Source organism: Desulfomonile tiedjei (assembly GCA_016212925.1).
Lineage (GTDB): Bacteria > Desulfobacterota > Desulfomonilia > Desulfomonilales > Desulfomonilaceae > JACRDF01.
Genome location: JACRDF010000029.1, coordinates 35,566 through 56,532 on the forward strand (window position 1 = coordinate 35,566; position 20,967 = coordinate 56,532).

Here is a 20,967-nt window from a genome sequence, read left to right on the forward strand (position 1 = left end):
CTTCAAGAAGCTGAAAGATTCAGGTCGCAGTGCTGGTGGACTCCGGTGACGCGTTTGTTCGCTTCCTCAACCATCCCATGATGAACATTGTCCCTGCGTAAAAAGAGCCAATGCAACCGAGGATTTTTGCCAGCAGGTCGGCTATCCGGTTGGTAGCCGACATCATCCCATCCTGATCGTTCCCTTCCTTCGCGGGGGCTCCGGGTTTGGTCTTTAGAACATCGAGCATCGTGTTTACAAGGGCCAATTGGTCGTTCAAACCCTTGTTCTTTTCCTCAGTGACCGCAAGCTGACGTTTCAGGTTTTCGATTTCCCTCTTGAGTTTTTCCTCTGCCCCGGAGTCACCACCGCCCATGAGGGCTTTGGCTTCGGTCCGGTCAAGCTTATCCCTCAGCCCAGCCTGTTCTCGCTGTGCTTCTGTAACAGCCGAAAGGAATTGCTCCGGATTCAACGCGGCCTTCACTGCTGTCAACAGAGGAATAGTAAAATACACGCCCAACAGTGCCGCGACTACCAACAAAGCTGCCTGTCGAAGAAGATGCCTCCGTTCACTCGTATGGGTCTGTTCGGAGTTCATATTCCAGTCCTTTGTGAGAGACAGAAAACATTTACTCGAATTCGGTAGAAGCATCCTGCTGTTAGCACGATGCGAACCGGTGTATGCAATGTCAAGAGGGCTCCCCGGCCAATATAAACCCGGCCCAAAAGAATGGATGATCGAAGCCGCGGGCGCGAAGTTCGGCCCTAGCTGCCGCAAGCGCATCGGATTTGGTCTTTCCCTCCTTCAAGTTGCGGAAGAAATTCTTCATGAGGCTGACCGAGGCCGCCTCGGAGACCGACCACAGGCTCATCAAGACACTGCGTGCACCGGCATACTGGAAGGCCCTTCCCATCCCCATAGTGCCTTCCCCGGCGGTTCGTTTTCCGAGGCCCGTCTGACATGCCGTGAGCACCACGATGTCGGCCGTCATGTTCAGTCCCATCACTTCAGTCATTCGCAAATATCCATCCGTTCCGGGAGGAACCAAGGTGAGCACCAGGACGGGTTCCATGATGCCGGGCAGGTCCTTGCCGAAGTACCCGTGGGTTGCGAATACTACTTTGTCGTATCCGTCCAGCTTAGGGCCAATCTTCTCCAGGAAGATCGTCTTGCTTGCGTCGTAGCCCGTGTAGACCCGGGTATCCTGCTTGTACATCGCAGCTAAATCTTCGACCAGCTCTTTGGTCCGAGTTAATCGAGTGAAACGCAAGCCACCCGCCTGTGCATTCTCCTCACCGGCCATGAGGCGTCTGTACAAGGACTCCAGAACTCCGTGGGCAGATTCCTTCTTTGCATGACCGGCCGCCCTCTCGTCCTTCTCTTGAAAGACCGGGTCGGCTAGGGCAAGGAGGCCCTCACGTGGTGCAGTGGTCTTCGAGGAGGCCCTGCTAAGGGTGAGAGCGGTAATGGATTGGTAATAGGAAACGATGTTACTGTCACCGAAGAACTCGGCCCCTGATACATACGGCAGGTCCTTGTCGGTCCTCACAACACCCGTATCGTTCAACATGAGCGCCTCAAAGGGTAGCATCCCCAGGGAATCGTCAGGCACTATAATGACCGGGGAGCGTGGAGGCAGAAGCTCCAGCACGTCCCTCAAAAGTAGGTCGGAGAGACTTTTCCCCGCGCCAAAATCAAAGGATTGGAGCTTGTCGTCAAAATTGCCCCGTCCGGGAATGATTTCGAGAGGCTTTCTGAACGCGAGGACGAGGTCGTCCAGATCTTTTCGTGGAATAGGCTTGAAAAGCGCTTTTACCAGATCTTTTCCTTTGGTCGCATATACTATTACGCCGGAGTGGGTTACGTGATACGCAAGCACCCACTCCTCGTCTCTTAGACCGGTCTCATCCAGGGCCATGGGTTGAGGATATTTCGCTGCGGCAAAAAGTGGGTAGTCTTTCCGAAGCATGGCAACATGCTCTGCTAATCTGTCCTTCAGGTTGCTCACTTCCTGCTCCAGGGGGGAGATAGCCGACTTTTCTTGCTTCTCGTAGGCGCCTTGGAGCCTCTTGGCGACCGCGGCTAATTGCTCGTTGAGCAACGAATCTTTTTCCATCACTTCTTTTGGAAGATCGGAGCCTGAATTTCGGCCTCTCTTCGATAATGCTTCGGCAAAGACGCGGGCCTTGGTGTATTCGGACGTTTTCAAGGCTTCAACAGGTCGGTTCATTTTAATCAACACTCTGGCAAGACCATCGTATGGCGTGGTTCTCCAAAACCCCCAGACCCGGACATTGTAGAATTCCGCCCGTTCGGCCTGACTCAAGGCCGTACGCATCTCTTCAATGTGTTGAATAGCCTTCTGAAAATGCTCCGCCGCTCCAGGGTTGTCGCCTATCCCTTCCAATGCCAGGCCCAGACCGGTGTACGAGGCGAACAGGTTGTCGGCATTCCTGTTGTCCTCGGAAGTCAGGCGAACAGTTTCGTAACATTCCCCTGCCCTCTTGTAATCCGACTTTGTGAGATACAGTCTCCCCAGCCCTTGGTTGTAACCTGCCTCGCGCAGAAAGGTCTCGGCCTTCTCCAAATCGCCCATATCGAGGTACAGATCGCCGATCAGGTATTTTTGCCAATGCGTGGGGACACCTATTCTTTCATAGATTTGAAGTGATTCGTTCAGAGTCTCCAGTGCCTTGTCATGCCGTCCACGGTCCGCGTAAACAACACCCAAGTTGCTGAGGGCCAGTCCTTCACCGCTAGGGTCCTTGATTTCTTTCCTGATGGCGAGGGACTTTTCGTAATACTCCACAGCCTTGTCGTACTGACCCCAGTTTTTGAAGACATTGGCCAAATTATTAAGGCTTATTCCCTCGCCCCCTGGGTCTTTAAGGTCTATGGCTATAGCTAGCGACCGTTCGTAATACTCCACGGCCTTGTCGTACTGGCCCCACAAATAATAGACAACACCCAGGTTGCTCAGCGTGTTCGCCTCACTTTTACGATCCTTAAGATTCGTCTGGATGCCATGAGCTTGCCGGTAATATTCTACAGCTTTTCCGTACCAGCCCCGGCTCTTGTGGACATTGCCCAAGTTACTCAGGGCGATTCCCTCACCTTTGGGGTCTTTCAAGGCCCTGCTGATGGCCAAGACCTTCTCGTAACAGTCCGCGGTCTTGTCATCTTGACCCCGGTAGCTGTAGACAATGCCCAGGTTGTTCAGGGCATTTCTCTCGCCCTGGGGATCATTGATCTCTCTGTTAATTGTCAGTGAGTTTCCGTAATACTCGACAGCCTTGTCGTATTCGCCTCTGTCCGAATAGACATTGCCCAGGTTGTTGAGAGCGTTGCCCTCGGCGCTCGGGTCCTTCATCCTCCTGCTGATGCGCAGAGATTTCTCGAAAGACTCCACGGCCTTGTCGTATTCGCGCCAATCCTTGTAAACGTTGCCCAGGTTTGTGAGAGTCAATCCCTCGCCTCTGATGTCTTCGAGTTTCCGGCTCAGAGACAAGGATTGTTGAAAGTAGTCCACAGCCTTGTCATATTGGCCCCAGTCCTTGTAGATTAGTCCCAAGTTGTTGAGGGCATTGCTCTCGGCATTTAGGTCCTTGATCTCCCGGCTGATGCTAAGCGATCTCTGATAACACTCGACAGCCTTGTCGTACTCGCCCCAATCCCGGTAGATTAAACCCAAGTTGTTAAGGGTTGTCGCCTCACCACTGATGTCTTTGAGTTCTCGCTTAATAGCCAGAGCCTGTTCGTAATATTCCACGGCCTTGTCGTATCGACGCCAGGCAGCATAGATCAAACCCAGATTATTGAGGGTACGAGCTTCACCCTCGACGTTTCTTAACTCTTTGGCTGTGGCAAGGGCCTGCTCGCAGTACTCAACGGCCTGATCGTATTTGCTCCAGTTCTTGTGAATAATGCACAGGTTGTTGCTTGCAGCGCCGATCCCTTCCGGGAAGGCCGCCTTCCGGAAGATCTGAAGCGCTCTCTGATATTTATCCACGGCCTGCTCAAGGTCCCCTTGATCTTTGGCAACTTCCTCCAATGTGAGCCCTTCGTTGAAAAGGCGAATCCCCTGTTCCTTGTCATTGCCGGATCCTTGGCCAGGCGCAAACACCAGAACCAACGCCAGCACCGTCGCAACTGAGGCCACTGTTGTCATAGACAGTCTCCTCCTTCATTCTCCTGATGCACTTGGAGGAGTAAGGATTCAAATAATGGTTGCGCTTAGAGTGACCGATCGAGCTGTTCAGAATCTAGAAGCACTTGATTGAACGCACATGGATAGGAATTCCTGACCGTGGCATACAAGCGGTGGGTTAAGGTTAATACAAGAGGCTTAGCGCGGCTTTTGGGCAAATCGTCGTTGCCGTCAGAACTTGACGGCCCTGGCGATCTCCGAGGAGATCTTGGCATTCAACCTGGCGGCATTGGCTCGACCTCGGATTTCGGTGGACAGGTCCTCGATCCACGGGGTGAGATCCGCGAGTTTTTCCTCCAGATCAATTATTCCGTGGCTCATGTAAATATCTGAAATGAATTTATCTCGTTCACGAGCCAGATCGCGGATTTTGGCGAGGATGAAGTGCAGGTTTTGTTTTGTGGCAACAAGGATCTCCTGCTTTTCCTCGATCCGGTCTAGGCGGTCACGCTCCTCCTCAGAGGACGCGGAACTCAACTTCTGTAGCCGCCAAACCTCCAGCAAGGCATTGGCCGCTATTTCTTCAGTATCGCAGTATAGCTGATATGCCGAGTGTATTGCTTCGTTGTAGCAAGACCTGATCAATGCCGCTTCTTCGAGCTTTGCAGCGTCGCGTGTCATTAGGCTTTGCCCGACTTCTCTTTGCTTCTCGGTTTAGATGGCGGGCCGGCAGGCTTGTCTTGCACTCGATCCAAGATGCCGTCAATTCGGTGATTGATTCCCGCCTCGCCAAAGACCGAGTTCATTCGCTGTTCAAGGGCCGCATCTTCCTTATAGAGCTTCCTGAGCCCAAAGTATCTGATGGCATCGCTGAAGCCTTCTTCGTATGCGGTCTGTCTCGTTTTGTCTTCAGCGGGAGGGGAGGCAAAGAATTTTTTATATACAAGGTATGCCACTGCAATGACCCCTATTACTGAAAGAACGTCGAAGAGCAAAACAACCATGGATCACGTCTCCGTTTGGCCGCAGTCGATATGGCTATCTTATCCACAAGCGGGGAGCAACTGCAAGCCGGAAATTGTGACTTTACTGCCCGTCATCCCTCAGTTCTCTCGGCGAGAATTCGTCGGCCCTTCTCATGAGATACCGCTATGCCCCTTCAAAACCATATTAATAAATGCGCTCTTGTACGAAGGGAGATTCTTGGTCCTCCGTGCGACCAGGGCAACGTAATCGGCCTCAAAATAGTGGGCCAATGAAATGAATTCGAGGTTTCTTTGGCCCAAAAGAGGGAGGTCCTTTACCATTGTTGCAAAGGACACCCCCAGCCCCATCTCAACGTACAGGGCGCTCAGCTCGACATTGGAGGACTCCATGGCCACATGATAGCCTACGCCAAGTTTTGCGAGCCGTTCTTCCAATCCCGGGCGATTGATTTGCGTTGATCCTTTCGGAGGCAATATGAGAGGATATTGCGCGATTGCCATTAGGGTAACGTGTTTCTCCTCGGTCAATGGATGCCCCATTGGAGCCATCAGAACTGTCTCAACCTCTCTCCACCGAAATACCGCGAAGTTTTCAGGAACCGCTGACTCTAGAGCGAACCCGAAATCAATGTCGCCACTCTTTACAAGGTCAATCACGCTCTTTTGTGGACGGTCGAGTATGGTCAACTGAACGTGTGGGAATCGAGTGACATAGTCTTTCAGCACGAATGGAAACACGTGGTAAAGAGTCGTGAAGGGTGCTGCTATTTTTAAGTGGCCTTTCTGGAGCCCCTTCAACTCATTTAGTGACTCCAAGAAAAGTTCATGTTTTTCGAGGACCGCCGCGGAGAATTGAAGGAACTCTTCGCCGGCCGCGGTGAGACACAGTTTCCGCTTACCTATTCTTTCGAAGAGCAGACAATCCAGCTCTTTTTCCAAGCTCTTGATTTGCTGACTCAGCGCGGACTGGGTTCTAAAGGTAGCTTCCGCGGCTCTGGTAAAGTTGCCCAACCGGGCTACGTGATAAAATCCGATAATTTGTTGCCATTCCATAACTAATAAGCCATTCTAATTTATATTATAAGAATTATTAGATTGACTTATGACAGTAACACACCTATGAGCAACTGCAAAGCTTGGGAAAAATCTTTTCTCACGGAGGGTGCGCCATGAAGGACTCATTACGGCCGGGATTAGCCTTTCGGTTCGGGTTCAAGATTCCGGCGAACATGACAGTGCCTCGCCTCCTCTCTGAATCGCCGGAATTTCAGTTGATGCCGGAGGTGTTGGCGACGGGCTTTATGGTCGGACTAATCGAGTGGGCTTGCATTCGAGCGGTTAACCCTCATATCGAGTGGCCGAAAGAACAGACTGTGGGCATTGGTGTTAACCTGACTCATTCCGCAGCTACTCCCCCAGGGCTGATCGTTACGATAGAGGGAACACTGGAACGAGTGGAGGGACGCAAGTTGATCTTTCATATTGAGGTCGATGACGGAGTTGACAGGATTTCTGAGGGAATCCACGAACGATTCGTGATCGACGCTGAAAAGTTCAACTCTAAAGTAGCTCAGAAACTCGCTGCCGTCTCAAGACAAGATGCTCACACCGGTTAGGTTTATGACGTGGTTTTCTTGATTTCGGCCTTTATCAAATTTATTTCCTTGGTTACCGGGATTTCTTTGGGGCAGACCCTCGTGCATTCATAGTGGTTGAGGCATGCCCAGACGCCGTCAGGGTAATCCATTTGCTTGAGCCTTTCCGCCTTCTCCTTGTCCCTGGAGTCGAAGATTCTCCGAAAAGCCTGGACAATAGCAGCCGGCCCCAGGTACTTCTCATTTTCGTTCGAGATAGGACAGGCTCCGACACAGCACGCACACAAGATGCACCGGATGGACTCGCCCATCTTCTTTGCGTCCTCAGGTGACTGGATACGCTCTTTCTCCGGTGGGGCCGAGGCGATCAAGTAGGGACGAATCCAGTCCACTCTCTCAAAAAAAATGTCCAAGTCCACAATCAGGTCTTTGAGGACCTTGAAAGTCGGTAGAGGCTCAATGACCACCTCTTCTCCGTGGTAGTCTTTAACTAATTTTTGGCAAGCTAAAGCGCAGCGGCCGTTGATCTTTACGGCATCCGAGCCGCAAACCCCGTGCGCACAGGACATGCGGTAGCTGAGGGTTCCATCCTGCTCCCATTTGACACGGTTCAGGCAATCGAGAATCCGTTCCCAGGGCTCGGCTTTGACGGTGTAATTACTATAATAAGTCTTCTTGTCCGCCTCGGGGTCAAACCGGAAGACCTTCAGCTTCATTTCCATCAGTACGTCCTCGCCTTGGGTTGGAAACGGGTTATGGTGACTGGTTTGTGAAAGATCTTCGGTTCTGCCTCGGTTTTTTGAATCAAAGTGTGTTTCAGCCAGTTGTTATCGTCTCTTTCGGGATAATCTTCACGAAAATGCGCACCGCGGCTCTCTTTCCTGGCCATCGCGGAGACGAGTATGGCTTCGGCCAGACCCAACAGTGATTCGAGTTCCAGGGCCTCCAGGATGTCCGTATTGAAACGTGAGCCTAGATTATCTATTGATACCTCCTGATATCGTTCTTGCAGTTCTCGCAATTCCGAGAGAGCGGCTTTCAGGTCCTTTTCCTTCCGAAACACGGAGCACTTATCCGTCATGATCTGCTGCGCGGCTGCTCTAATGTCGCCGGTTCTTTCGCCTTTCTTGCGGTCCTTGATTCGAGCAATTGCGTCAAACACTCGATCTTCGGCTTGTGAAGCAGCTCCGGACCAAGCGATGTCGCCCAGGTCTTCATTAATTTTCTTGCCGGCCCTTCTGCCGAAGACCACCAGATCCACCAGTGAATTGCAGCCCAGCCGATTTGCCCCATGGACAGATATGCAAGCGCATTCGCCTGCTGCATAAAGACCTGTAACCGGTTGGCCGTGTTCGTTCAGAACCTGGGCGTCGGAGTTGGTTGGAATGCCACCCATCATGTAATGGCAGGTTGGATTGACCGGGATAGGCTCGGTGGACACATCGATGCCGAGATAAATCTTGGCAAAGGACGAAATGTCGGACAGCTTTTCGGCCAATCGATCCTTGCCGATGTGAGTAAGATCGAGATGCACAAAATCGCGACGGTCGATCCCGCGGCCCTCGCGAATCTCCGTCATCATAGCTCTCGATACCATATCCCGCGGGGCAAGGTCCTTGATGGTGGGCGCGACTTCTTCCATGAACCGCCGGCCCTCAGCGTTCCGGAGGATGCCGCCCTCCCCTCTCGCCGCCTCGGTGATAAGCACACCAAGACCGTAGATGCCCGTGGGGTGAAACTGAACGAACTCCATATCCTCCAGAGGAATCCCGGCCCGATAAGCATAATAAACACCGTCGCCGGTGTTGGCGAAACAGTTGGAGGTAGTTTTGTAGACCTTTCCGAACCCGCCCGTAGCCAGCAAGACGCATTTTGCCTTTATAGTGCGTACCTGCCCGCTGGAAAGTTCGTACACGACGATCCCGGCTACCTGATTGGCCTCCATCACGAGGTCAAGCAACTGGAACTCCGAATATACCTTTATCCCCCTTCGGACGGCCTCACCGAAAAGCGTATCGAGTATAACCCGACCGGTTCTGTCCGCGGCGTGGCAGGCCCGTTTTATAGCCGCTTCCCCGAAGTTCTTTGTATGGCCGCCAAAAGCCCTTTGAGCTATCTTGCCCTCGGGAGTCCGATTAAAAGGGACACCCATGTGTTCCAGTTCGTACACAGCCCGTATGGCGTCTTTGGCCAAAATCTCGACCGCGTCCTGATCGGCAAGATAGTCGCTCCCTTTGACCGTGTCGTACATGTGCCATTCCCACGAATCAGGTTCCTCATTTCCCAGAGCTGCCCCGATGCCTCCCTGGGCCGCCCCTGAATGGGACCTGGTGGGAAAGACCTTGCTAATGAGTCCCACATCGGCCGCATCGCCCACTTCGAGTGCAGCCCGAAGGCCTGCCAGGCCTGCACCCACTATCACAACATCATGTTTTAATTCCATGTTTCCTTGGCCCGTATGAAAGGCTGGCCGTCCGGGATCGCCACTTACTCTGTTCTGGCTTCTGCTGGCTCATACTCGCAACCCATGAGACCGCAGTATTGGCCCACGTACTCGGCCTGGGGCCTGTAAAGCATAGGTTTGTCCTGGGCTTCGGCGAACTTCTCTTCGATCACGTGGCTGCACCAGCCTGCAATTCTGGAAATGGCAAAGATGGGGGTGAACAGATCGCGGGGAATTCCCATCATGTGATAGACAGGCGCGCTGTAGAAGTCTACGTTGGGCCTTATTTCACTCTTGCCCCGGCGGTCGAACTCTTCAACAGCATTCTGTTCGAGCTGTTTCGAGAGCCGGTCCAGTTTCTCCATGCCTTTGCTCTTACCCAGCCGGGACGCCATGTCCTTCAGATACCTTGCTCGCGGGTCCATGGTCTTATACACTGCGTGTCCCATACCCATTATTCTCTCCCCGCGATCAATTCGGTCCTTCACCCATTTGGGGAGATCGTCAACAGCTTCCAGTTCGAGCAACATGGCCATAACCCGAGCGTTTGCTCCGCCGTGCAGACTTCCGGACAATGCCCCTATTCCTGCCGCGACAGCGGCGTACATGTGCGCTCGCGTCGAGGTTACTTCTCTGCACGCGAAGGTCGACGCATTAAAGGTATGATCCGCGTGGAGGATCAAGCACACATCGAGATCGTGAGCGGTTGCGTCATCCGGCTTCTCGCCTTTGAGGAGCCAGAGAAAATTGGCTGCGTGCGAAAGCTTGCTATCTGAGGGCAGCGGCTCCTGCCCATTTCTTATTCGATGCCAGGCCGCCGTTACGACAGGCAGTCGGGCGATCAGTCTGATGGCCATCCGCACATTGGCTTCTCTTGTCCTTCCGCCCAGGTCCGGGTCCGCCATTCCGAGCAGTGGCGCTGCTGCCTGAAGCACGTCCATTGGGTCGGACTTCTTGGGCAATGCCTTTAAGCAAGAGTAGATATAATTAGGCAGGTCCCTGCCTTCGACGACTTGGGCCTCGAACTCCTGAAGCTCCGGTGTAGTCGGTAAACGGCCGTTAAGGACCAGATAGGCCGTCTCCATAAAGGTGGATCGCTCCGCGAGTTCTTCGATGCGATACCCGCGGTAAATCAGGACGCCTTTCTGCCCGTCGATGAAGCTGACCTTGGTATCAGCTACAGCGACCCCTCTTAAACCGATGTTCTTGACAGAGACCGTCTGTTGCATTTTGCCCTCTCAGCAAGAAATAAGGATGTAAGGCATACCGTTCCCAGCGCGCCGTATCTGTTACTAAAATTCGCAAAATAGGAGTCCAAGGCCGCTTCAAGATTGCCAAGCCTCAGTGGAGACACGACCTTGGCATTGCACAAGTCCGCAATCCTCACGCCAAGTATTCGCTGAACTATTTTCCTCTGAAATTTCTCATTCAGCCTGGAAAAATTCATCTTTCTTCCCGCCGCAAACAGGGCATTTGTCCGGGGCTGCATCACCAATTGTGTAGCCGCACTTGCTACAAATATAATAATCCTTTTCCGGGACCTTTCCACCGCCTTCAACGGTGTTTATCGCTTCTTCGTACAGCGCTCCGTGGACTTTTTCCACTTCATTGGCCCAGTGAAAAGATGCCACCGCTTTTCCGCTTTTTTCCTCTTTGGCCACAGCTAAGAACGCGGGGTACATTTCCGTGAATTCGTGATGTTCCCCGCCGAATGCTTCCTTGAGGTTTTCCAGGGTGGATTTGACCCCCTTGAGCACATCCAGGTGGTTATGAGCGTGAATCGTCTCGGCAGCTGCCGCGGCTCGAAAGAGTTTGGCCGCGCCCTTGTGACCTTCTTCTTCCGCCTTTTTGGCAAAGGCCAAATACTTTCGGTTGGCTTGTGACTCTCCTGCAAAAGCTGCCAGTAAGTTCTGTTCCGTTTGGCTCATTGTTTCCTCCCCTCGTGGTTCAAAATAAAGAAATTGTGTCGCTCAAGTCATTTGCTCGAAAAACTCGGAATCCAGGCTCAATAAAGTTGCCATATAAACAATAGGTTGAAGCCACAATAAGAAATCGCGGCTGCGTCACCCGAGTAACTATTGCCATAATAACATGGGGCACAAAAGATTGATATTTGTTGCACTGAAGTCTTTTCGAAAACCAACCCAAGGAGCCGGTCAGAAAAGAATCCTCACCTTGGGCAGGTTTTCGATTCTTGGAACTTATCCCTTAATAATTCTGGGAATCATCATTTGATGCTGAGGGCAAATAGAATCCGGATTCTGGTACGCGCAGCCAACAAACGCGGTCATATATTTTCGCATTTGCGTGAAAGAGACTACCTCGTCCACAAAACCTCTCTTTGCGCAATAAATTGGGCGTGAATTATCGTAGTACTCCCGCGCCAGGGCATTCATTTTGTCTACCACCGGCTGCAACGGCCTGCCGCCATCCTTCTCCTTTACCAACCGCCTGGCGAAAGACGCTGCTGCGGCAGTTTCCCCGTGCATCACGTAGATTTCCGTCGTTGGTGTGCCCAGAGTGAAAGCCGTGTGGTTATTGGCCGTGGGACCGCCCATGATGTAGTGTGCTGCAGCCGTCCCTTTACGAAGAACGACAAGCATCATCGGCACGTTGGTCTGCTCGATGGAATAAATTAAGGACTGTCCAAGGCCCAGCAGTTCCGCTTTTTCAGCTATGTCGCCCACGTCAATTCCTGACGTGTCCTGGAACCAGATTATGGGTACTCGATCGCGACCGCACAGGGTTACAAACTCGTTCATCTTTATCAGGCCCTGCCTGTAGAGTTTGCCTCCTATGCCGGGGTAAGGCGCGTACTCGGGATAATTCATGCCCAGAAAACCTTGTTTGTTGCCGATAATTCCAGCGACAAAGCCGTCCAGCTTCACGAGGCCGGTGTACACTTCCGGGCCGTATTCAGGTCTGAATTCCATATGCTCGCTGTTGTCGGTCACCCGTGCCAGGACTTCGTCGAAGCCGTAGACTGCCTTCTGATTCATGGGGACAATGTGATTCAAATCTTCCCCGCGGAATTTGGGCTCAGCAGGCTCAGCCACACGGAAGAATTTGGGGTTATAGGCCGGGATTGCGGTCATGTAGTCTTTCAGAGCATCCAGAACCGCTTCCTCCGTCTCAAAGACGGCCTTGAAAAAGCCTGTAGAGTCATAGTGGACCCCGACGCTTCCCGGCGGCACTTCCTTGAAGTGACGAGTAGCTTCTATAAGGGTTTCAGCGCCTTCCTCGTCAAAAGAACCTTTGGGGCTCATGCCGCTCACGATCCCCCCGCCTCCGACGGCTATATTGCAGTCCTTGTGCGCCAGGAGAATGGTAGGGCTTATTCCATGGTAGCCCCCACCGGCAGGGTTCGTGCCGTAAATCCCGGCAAGGACCGGGATTCCCAGCTTCTCCAACTCGGCGTGCCGGAAAAAAGTTGTGCCGCCACCCCTCCTGTCCGGATATACTTCCTGTTGTTCCGTAAGCTTGACTCCGGAGCAATTGACCAGCCATATCAGTGGGATGCGAAGCCTTTTAGCCAGATCCGTCACCCGGAGGACGTTTTCAGATTGTCCCGCGACCCACGCACCTGCGAGCACTTTGTTATCGAATCCTACGATAACTGCCCAGCGGCCGTTGATTTTTCCCAGCCCATCCACAACGCTGGTGCCGCCCTCGTCGTTGTTCGCCGGGTTGTAAATGGTGTGGAGAGGGCACCATGTTCCAGGATCTACAAGATATTCAAGCCGCTGCCATATCGTCCATTGACCACGTTTGTTTATCTGCTCAGTCGTCAGGCCTGCGGACTTAACCGTTTCAACGGCTTCCTCAATTTGGCGTTCCACTTCCTGTATCTGAGCGACGTTTGCCTCTGTGTCTTTGATCTTGGATGCACTAAGCGGCTTACCGATCTCCGTCATCTTTTCGAAGTACGGTCTCATCCCAATTCCTCCGTCGGATTCGCGTTGAGCGTGGATGTCAAGGCAAGGCAGAATATCAATTTGTGGTCACGATTTCAAGCACGACTATGTTGATACCGGTTCGTCATGCTGAACTACTGACTAGCCCGCGGGGAGGCAATCCGTTTTGGTGCCTCTCTGTACGGGGCTCGAAAACTCTTCTTGTCATCTTCCGTGAGGCGCTCGGATGATTCCTTGAGTTCATCCGGAGAGAATTCGGTTTTCCGGCGAGAATGCTGCCGGGCGGCCAAGCCACTTCCCGAGCAACGCGGTCAATTCGGGTTGCGTTGCTCCTGGAGCCTAACTTGACGTGCGTACCACAGCGGTTTCCTCACATCTTGCACTTGTTGGTGGGGCGGCTTAAGGCCACCCCACCAACAAGTCCATCACTTGGTAGAATACGGGCTGTCTTCCGGCATCGGGATTATGGGTTCCGCGATCTTCACACTCTTGGGCCAAACTATAGCCAGCTTCCCTTTGGTAAACTGAGTCACCACGGGGTACGAACGGATGTTTTGGCCTGCGAACTCGTCTTCCGGAGGTGCGAACTTCACGCCAAAACCACAGGGGGTGGCTCCGTCAGGGATATCGATTTCAGCAAAGGCTTTGCGGATGGATTCGGGCCCCAAGTCTCCATACTTTTTCAGGGCCAGAGGCGCCACTTCGTTGAGCAGAATCCAGGTGTAGCTGAAGCCTCCAGTGGCCTGGCTCGGAGGGTTCGGCTCACTGTAATCCTTCCTGTACCGTTCAAGGAACTCCTTGATCAGATCGCCTTGCCCCGGAGCAAGCTTCTGGACGTCAAGGGTCTGTGCAGGGGCAGGATTAAGGTTGAACAGGTAGAGAACCATCGAAGGATCAACCGTCTTGCGCAACAAAAGAAAGTTGGCATGTCCGGCGCCATGCCCGAAGATAGCCTTGGTCTTCAAACCCAACTCCTTGGCCTGCCGTAAGAAAAGCACCACGTCGGGGAAATAGCCGGTATGCAAAATGGCGTCAGGATTGGCCGCCTTGAGCCTTACAATTAGTGGTGACAGGTCTTGTGATTTAACCGAATAAGCCTCGTCCAAGACTACCTGCATGCCGTACTTCTTCAGGAGTGCAAGGGAGGCGGCTGAACTCGTAGCGCCGAACGGACCGTCTTCGCGGATCACAGCCACTCTGATATCTTTGGGATCAGCGTAACCGAATTTGGCGCAATTCTCTCGGATGGCCTCCACACTGCCCTGACCCCATTGTGAGCCCATGGGGTGCATGCGGAAAACGTACTTCAGGTGACGGCCTTGCAGCACTTTGTCCGAATTGGCTATGCTCACCAGGAAAACCTTCTTGTGCTTTTCTGCCACAGGAGCCAGGGGGACGCCGAGGACGCTGGAGAACACGCCCACGACCACCGGCACGTTTTCCACGGTCCACAAACGCTCAGCTTCCTTGACGGCAACGTCCGGGTTGCTCTGGGCGTCGGCCACTACCGGGACTACCTTATATTGTCCGGCTACGCCCCCCCGCTCGTTGATCATGTCGATCGCCACCATGGTTCCGCGATGTGTCGCCAGAGCGCCGGCAGCGGCAAACGTACCGGTCAGTGAGTTCAACACTCCGATCCTGAACTCCTTTTGGTCCGCACACAGGGAACCGCCTGCAGCAAATAGCGTAATGCAAATCACTGCAAGCACAACCTCGATCCTTCTCATGTCCGGCCTCCTTCTGGTTTACGGAAAGGAAGATTCCGTGTAGGACATAACCCTTCATTCTCAATCGGTTGAGTACCTTGTCGGGCCTGGGCTGCATAGGAGCACAGCCGCGCAATAGTGGACAACGTCAATGTGCGCTAGGGATTTACGCTGAAAATATATCGCCGCGCAGAAATTACTGTCAACACATTTCTGCGAAACTGAGGTAACCCCTCAGTTACGCGGGGAAAGCCATGGCCGTCAGGTGAGAAACCAAAGTAGGACCGGCAGGTAAAGCGGATAATGGTGAAGCCCCAACTGACGCGGAAAAACTGAAAGGACCGGCATCCGACAGATTATCAGTCTATAGCAAGTGCCAAAAATAATGTCCGATTGCGCAAGGCGGTTCCGGGAAAGTAGTAGGTTCCGGCCTCCGTGCCGGCACATTTTGCCAATATAAATCAATCACGCCCCTGGCGTGACAGGGACCCCGGATCGCGGTCCGGGGCAGGCTCTGGTCCCTACTGGTTTTTTAGGAGTTCGGGTTGTACAAACGGTCAAGAATTGTGGCAAGTGGTATATATCTCTGTATCTCTAGACACCAACAGCTAGAAACGCTTTCGGTCATCCTCGTCCGGTTGCTCGGTTTGTTCTCGGAGTTCATCGGGAGTGAATTCGGTCTTTCTGGTCGGAATGCTCCGGAGCGGGGGAAACAGCCCCTTAAAGCGCGGGGATTGCTGCTCCATCTGGTCCGGGGAATGGAGGGACCAATAGGCGGTGGAATCTTCCTCTTCGATCAGGACGGTTAACAACAGAGCCGGATATCTATAACGCGGGTTGTTGCCAAGGAATGTCAGCATCTCGCGGCCGCGAAGAAACTGGCGTCTGCGTCTATTTATTTCACCCAACAAGTACATTACCATGCCCGGGTCACCTTTGGTGAGTCCGCGGCGGAGAGCGTCATCCAGATATTTGTCAGCCAGAATCAGCATCTCATCTTCCACGTCCAGACAACCCAGTTCGCGTGCCGCCCAAGAACCTTTCAGGCACATGATTGCCAAGTCGCGCGGATTGAGGCCTCTAGCGTGAAGCACGGAAACCAAAGCTACCCAACTTTTCGCTGAGTGATCCTCCTCGTTGCAGGATTTGAAAATCTCTATATAGTCTTCCGAGCGGATCAGGTCTCTGATTTGGCCGGGAACTCGCTTCTCATAGTCTGCTACGCGGGCGGTGAACAAACAATCGGGGCAGGTTGCTATATCCGAGGACAGGTTGCAGTCCCTGGGAATGGCCCGGAAATCCAGTCCAAAGCCGAAGACGCTTCCTTTCCTGACTTCCGCGGTGCGGCTATGGGAAAAATGATTGTAACAAAGGGGACAAGCAAGAGCCACTGCTGAACTGGTCACACAATCCTCCTGAAAGGAAACTCATTCATTTGTTCGCTTCCTCCCCCTAATACTGCGACAGAGCTAACATATCATAAAGGACAGCTTTTGGCCAGGGTTTTCTTCAGAGGCTGCTTTTCTTCTTTCCAAGAGAAGCCGAAAATGATTAACTTTAATGGTGAGTTTGCCATGTCAACGGTCCCTTCAACTCTTATCGACTACTCGAATGATTTGAATCCGGAACAACTGGAGGCTGTTTCCATTCCGAGCGGCCCCATCCTGGTGATAGCCGGAGCCGGCTCCGGAAAGACCAGGACCATAGTCTACCGCGTCGCATGGCTGGTGGAGCACGGAGTGGATCCCTCCGCTATTCTGCTCCTAACCTTCACACGCAAGGCGGCCGAGGAGATGCTCTCCCGAGCGTCTCAGCTTCTGGACGGCAGGGTTTCGAGGGTCTCGGGAGGGACTTTTCACTCGACCGGAAACCTGCTGCTACGCCAGTACGCGCCGCTGTTGGGCTTCAATTCCGGCTTCTCCATAATGGATCAGAGCGACACGTTCGAGGCTTTGGACCACATCAAGAAGAGCGTTGGCCTGGCAGTGGATTTGAAACGATTCCCCAAGGCGCGAACCATAGCCGAGGTGATTGGGAGAGCGGTGAGTTGCTCCGAGGGCATTCCGGATGTCTTAGCTGCTCGCTATCCCCATTTTGCAGAATACGCCTCGGAAATAGACCGCATTCGACGAGAGTACGAGCAACACAAACGGGAAAACAACCTGATGGATTATGATGACCTCCTCGTCAACACCATCAGACTGCTCGAGGAGTTCGATCACGTCCGCGATGAGGTCTCTAAACGGTGGCAATACATCCTTGTGGACGAATACCAGGATACGAACAAACTTCAGGCCAGGATCGTCCGCCTACTGGCTACCGCTCATGACAATGTGATGGTGGTGGGCGATGATTCTCAGAGCATCTACTCCTTCAGGGGAGCTGATTTCGCCAACATCATGGAATTCCCGAAGATTTTTCCAGGCACCCGGATCATCAAACTCGAAGAGAATTACAGGAGTACCGCGCCTATTCTGGCAGTAACGAACAATATAATAGAACGAGCGACCATCGGATACCCGAAAAGGCTTTTTACTCGTCGAGTCGGCGGCTCGCTTCCTCTGGCGGTCCGGCCCCTTTCCGAACGAGAGCAGAGTCGGTTCGCGATCAAGTGCGTGCGCGAATTATATGAACACGACGTGCCTCTGAACGAGGTTGCTGTGCTTTTCAGGGCCGGGTTTCATTCCTTCGATCTTGAAGGCGAACTGGCCCGGAACAATATACCATTTGTGAAATATGGCGGGTTCAAGTTCCTGGAAAGTCAGCACATAAAGGATGTGCTGGCTCATCTCAAGGTCCTGAGCAATCCTGCGGATCGCTTGAGTTGGATTCGAATCCTGAAACTCCTGCCCGGCATCGGCATGAAAACCTCTATCAAGCTGGCAGGTAGTATCGTCCAGGACGGCATCCCCGCAGATCCGCTAAAACTCGCGGCGAAGGACTCCAAATACGGGGTATCTTTCAAGGAACTGATTGAGCTGATTCATGAGCTGAAGGGTAAACAAGCGCCAATTTCGGAAAAAGTGGACCAGATCAACCGCTACTATTTCCCTTTCCTCAGGGAAAAGTACGACAATTATCCCAAGAGGATGCGTGACTTGGAGCACCTGGCCGATTTGACCGTCCCGTACCGCAGCCTGAACCGCTTTCTCAACGACATGGCACTTGAGCCTCCCGATGAGGAGGGCAGCGGCATCCAGGAAGCGAACACTAGTCTGGTCCTCTCAACCATTCATTCCGCGAAAGGTCTGGAGTGGCATACTGTTATTCTTATTTGGGCTGCCGAGGGACGTATCCCGTCGCCCATGTCCCTTGATTCCGACGAGGACCTGGAGGAGGAACGGCGCTTGATTTATGTAGCTGCCACACGTGCCAAGCGAAACCTGGTGGTCATTGCTCCGCTGACTTTTATGGACCGCCGGCTTGGCGCAGTCCCGGTGAAGATGTCTCGATTTCTTGAGGAGGTCCCTCCGGAATATTTCCGATCCTACAGTCCGGCGCAATAAGGCCCATTGATGCTTTGGTTCACACGCTTTGGTAGGACCGGCATTCTGCCGGTCCTGTTGCGATCGGACGGTGGATCTGTCCTGGAGTGTGTGACCGACAAGACGCCGGTCGTTCAGAGGCAGGAACCAAAACCCACCCAGGGGTATTCTTGAATAGAAGGCCATCTTTTCAATGGGTTATTCAGAATGTATTGCGCCTTTTCGATCAATTCTTTCTCATCTCTCACAATCCTATCGAAGTACTCATGCTGCCAGACGGGGCTTGTCCTTCCCCAGTTCTTTGTCAAGCGCCTGGCAGAGAACGTTTTCCACGAATGAACGATCTTTTGAAGCCCAAAGCCCTCTAGAGGAACTACCAGCACATGCGTGTGATCGTCCATCACCACATATGCGGGGAGTTCATATCGCTGACCTTCGAAGTATTTGAGCGACGTCTCCACATCAGTTCGCTCCTCGGGTGTGAGAACCAGTTGATGCTTCGCAAGGCGCCATGTGACGAAATATATTGCCCCCTGGATTCGCCAATGGGGTAGTTTTCTCCGGTAAATCGTAAGCTCCGGTGTATTCATCTCAAGTCCTGGTAGGACCGGCATTCTGCCGGTCCTCGTGCATGCAGGGACTGTGGATGTGTCTCGCAGCCGGCGACTGACTAGGTGCCTGAAATGACCGGCAGAATGCCGGTCCTACCGGTTTGAGCGCCCGGCGATTCATGTCAAACAACCAACCGTTGGTTCCCGCGGCTCCGCGTGCATCCAAATGTTAGAGCAGCAGGCTGCCTGTGGAGCCTTCATTTCCTTGGTAGGACCGGCATTCTGCCGGTCGTCCTGCATGCGGCCTGCGGACTTTTCTCGGAGTCCACGATCGGCTAGGTGCTCGAAATGACCGGCATGATGCCGGTCCTACCGGGGATCACGTGCCGTGCCCCGATCCGTTCTGCGCTCTTGGAGTGAATAGGCCGATTCCTAAGAAAGCTTTGCCAGCTCTTCTTCAGCCCTCGTCACCCATCCGTCTGCGCCGCATTCTTTGTAAATGTCTATCGCTCTGCCCAGTTGCTCTTTGGCTTTTTCCTTGTCGCCTTTTCGTCCGAAAAGCTCGGCGTACACGGCATAGTCCCTACCCAGATGGAACATCACCTGGTTGCGGCGGTCGGCTTCGATAGCCTCTTCGATCCAATGCTGGGCTTCCTCAAGGTGTTGATCATCAACGATCAGAAGAATTTCGGCGAGGTATCTTTGGATGTCACCTTGGTACAATTTTACCCGGTTATTTTGCACATAATGACGGAATCGCTCCAGCTCTACGTTTTTCTCACCGCTTAAAACCCGTGTCTTTTCCAGAGCGATCCTGGCCAGGTTCGCCCACGAGGGAAGTAATCCCATTCTGTCAAGAAGGTCAAAGGACCGCCGGGCGTGGGTCTGGGCGGCTTCGTAGTCTCCCATCTCAAGGTAAGACTCGGCCAGAGCAAAGTGGATCATGGCAATAACAGTAGAATGGGTGTTCATTTCACCGAGAGCTAGGCCCTCCAAAAAGCAGTGTATGGCTTCTTCAGGATGGCCCTGATAATAGTAAGAAAGACCATGGCAAGCATGTGCCACTATTTTTGAATATATATCGGCACTCTGCTCGGCCAGGTTTACTGCCTCCTTGCCCGTTCTATGGCTCAGCTCAATTAGCCCATGCCAGGACTGCAACAGGCTCTGGTTACTCTTCATGTTTGCCACACCCCAGAGATTGTTTGCTGCCATGTTGATCTTGAGCGATTGCTCCAGATGAGCGGATGCCTCGTGAAAACGGCAATCCATGGCTAATGCTACCGCTAGGTAGTAACTTGCCAACGCCACGGAAACCATGTCACCCAGCTGGATCCCGAGCCGAAGACCATGGTTCAGATGTTCAAGCGCTGTTGAAAAATCTTCTTTTACCCAATAGTTGAAGGTTCCTGTTACCGTGTAAATCTGGGACAATCTTCTCGTGTAGCCTCTGCGCGCTGCAGCCTCCAGTATGGGATCTACTGCCTCTTTGGCTTTGTGCAGATTTCCCATTTGCAGCAGATAGAGGCCGAGAACGGTTCGAGCATCTATGATCTTTTTTTCCACTTCATCACTGGGAGGTAACCTTTCAAGGCATGCTATCCCCTTTTCGGCAAAGAGAATCGCATCATTGAGTGAAGCCGTCTTTTCGGCCTTCTTACTTGCCAATCTGGCGTATTTGGCAGCCTTCTCATGCACCTCACTGGTTAGAAAATGCTCTAACAAGACTCCGTAATGATCACCGACATTGTCCCCGTAGAGGTCCTCAATGGCTCTGCCTATCTTCTCATGGAGCAGTTTCTGTCGTTTGGCCAATATCGAGTCGTAGACTACTTCACGGGTGAGCGCATGTTTGAAAACAAAGGTCGAATGGGGAAAAATGCCTCGCTCATAGAGGAGTTCCGCGTCCTTGAGAACGGAGAGATGGGAGAGCAATTCTTGCTCCGGCAATTCCGTAACTGCTTTTATCAACTCGTAACTGAATTCCCTCTCTATGGCCGAACCAGCCTGAAGTAACTCCTTGGCAGGGGCCGGTAACGAATCCACCCTAGCCATGATCACGTCCTGGATCGTCGAAGGAATGGCCACGCGATCCAGGTCTTTCGCCAGATGACAAGTATCGTTTGTCCGCTGTATGATCTCCATATCCCGGAGTGA

General features: G+C 52.8%; 16 protein-coding genes. 2 read left to right on the forward strand and 14 right to left on the reverse strand.

The genetic code is table 11. The annotated features are described in order from the left end of the window. Positions 1-19 precede the first annotated feature (19 nt). From HY913_12775 to HY913_12795, 5 genes are all read right to left on the reverse strand, one after another. Positions 20-577 carry a hypothetical protein gene (locus HY913_12775; protein ID MBI4964146.1) on the reverse strand — a complete coding sequence of 186 codons (558 nt, stop codon included), beginning with the start codon at positions 575-577 and terminating at the stop codon, positions 20-22. A gap of 91 nt (positions 578-668) precedes the next feature. After that, positions 669-4,148, reverse strand: coding sequence for a tetratricopeptide repeat protein (locus HY913_12780; GenBank protein MBI4964147.1), 3,480 nt, complete (start codon positions 4,146-4,148; stop codon positions 669-671). A gap of 210 nt (positions 4,149-4,358) precedes the next feature. Then, positions 4,359-4,808 (reverse strand): hypothetical protein, encoded by a 450-nt coding sequence (locus HY913_12785; protein ID MBI4964148.1) that lies wholly within the window; start codon positions 4,806-4,808, stop codon positions 4,359-4,361. Beyond that, positions 4,808-5,131, reverse strand: a complete 324-nt coding sequence (locus HY913_12790; protein MBI4964149.1) for a hypothetical protein — start codon at positions 5,129-5,131, stop codon at positions 4,808-4,810. Before HY913_12790 ends, HY913_12785 begins: the two co-directional genes overlap by 1 nt. Positions 5,132-5,263: 132 nt before the next feature. Continuing rightward, positions 5,264-6,166: a LysR family transcriptional regulator gene (locus HY913_12795; GenBank protein MBI4964150.1), complete on the reverse strand. Its 903-nt coding sequence runs from the start codon at positions 6,164-6,166 to the stop codon at positions 5,264-5,266. A 116-nt stretch (positions 6,167-6,282) separates the two neighbouring features. Between HY913_12795 and HY913_12800 the strand changes: the two genes are divergently transcribed. Continuing rightward, a complete protein-coding gene (locus HY913_12800; protein ID MBI4964151.1) occupies positions 6,283-6,729 on the forward strand; it encodes a thioesterase family protein in 447 nt (148 codons plus the stop codon). A 2-nt stretch (positions 6,730-6,731) separates the two neighbouring features. Here the strand turns inward: HY913_12800 and HY913_12805 are convergent, their stop codons facing one another. The 7 genes from HY913_12805 to HY913_12835 all read right to left on the reverse strand — a co-directional run bounded on the left by HY913_12805 (position 6,732) and on the right by HY913_12835 (position 16,180). Further along, positions 6,732-7,430 carry a succinate dehydrogenase iron-sulfur subunit gene (locus HY913_12805; GenBank protein MBI4964152.1) on the reverse strand — a complete coding sequence of 233 codons (699 nt, stop codon included), beginning with the start codon at positions 7,428-7,430 and terminating at the stop codon, positions 6,732-6,734. Continuing rightward, a complete protein-coding gene (locus HY913_12810; protein MBI4964153.1) occupies positions 7,430-9,151 on the reverse strand; it encodes a succinate dehydrogenase flavoprotein subunit in 1,722 nt (573 codons plus the stop codon). The genes HY913_12805 and HY913_12810 overlap by 1 nt, the downstream gene beginning before the upstream one ends. 44 nt (positions 9,152-9,195) lie before the next feature. Then, a complete protein-coding gene (locus HY913_12815; GenBank protein MBI4964154.1) occupies positions 9,196-10,380 on the reverse strand; it encodes a citrate (Si)-synthase in 1,185 nt (394 codons plus the stop codon). A 195-nt stretch (positions 10,381-10,575) separates the two neighbouring features. After that, positions 10,576-11,079 carry a rubrerythrin family protein gene (locus HY913_12820; protein MBI4964155.1) on the reverse strand — a complete coding sequence of 168 codons (504 nt, stop codon included), beginning with the start codon at positions 11,077-11,079 and terminating at the stop codon, positions 10,576-10,578. Between the two features lie 273 nt (positions 11,080-11,352). Beyond that, positions 11,353-13,086 carry a glutaconyl-CoA decarboxylase subunit alpha gene (locus tag HY913_12825; protein ID MBI4964156.1) on the reverse strand — a complete coding sequence of 578 codons (1,734 nt, stop codon included), beginning with the start codon at positions 13,084-13,086 and terminating at the stop codon, positions 11,353-11,355. Positions 13,087-13,490: 404 nt separating this feature from the next. After that, on the reverse strand, positions 13,491-14,795 hold the full coding sequence (locus tag HY913_12830) for an ABC transporter substrate-binding protein (GenBank protein MBI4964157.1): 1,305 nt from the start codon (positions 14,793-14,795) through the stop codon (positions 13,491-13,493). A gap of 587 nt (positions 14,796-15,382) precedes the next feature. After that, positions 15,383-16,180, reverse strand: coding sequence for a DUF2225 domain-containing protein (locus tag HY913_12835; protein MBI4964158.1), 798 nt, complete (start codon positions 16,178-16,180; stop codon positions 15,383-15,385). A gap of 141 nt (positions 16,181-16,321) precedes the next feature. Here HY913_12835 and HY913_12840 point away from each other — a divergent pair, with 141 nt between their 5' ends. Continuing rightward, positions 16,322-18,280: an ATP-dependent helicase gene (locus HY913_12840; GenBank protein MBI4964159.1), complete on the forward strand. Its 1,959-nt coding sequence runs from the start codon at positions 16,322-16,324 to the stop codon at positions 18,278-18,280. Between the two features lie 113 nt (positions 18,281-18,393). Here the strand turns inward: HY913_12840 and HY913_12845 are convergent, their stop codons facing one another. Both HY913_12845 and HY913_12850 read right to left on the reverse strand, forming a co-directional pair. Continuing rightward, positions 18,394-18,849, reverse strand: a complete 456-nt coding sequence (locus tag HY913_12845; protein MBI4964160.1) for a transposase — start codon at positions 18,847-18,849, stop codon at positions 18,394-18,396. A gap of 393 nt (positions 18,850-19,242) precedes the next feature. Continuing rightward, positions 19,243-20,967 (reverse strand): hypothetical protein (locus tag HY913_12850; GenBank protein MBI4964161.1); only part of this gene is annotated, 1,725 nt, incomplete at its 5' end.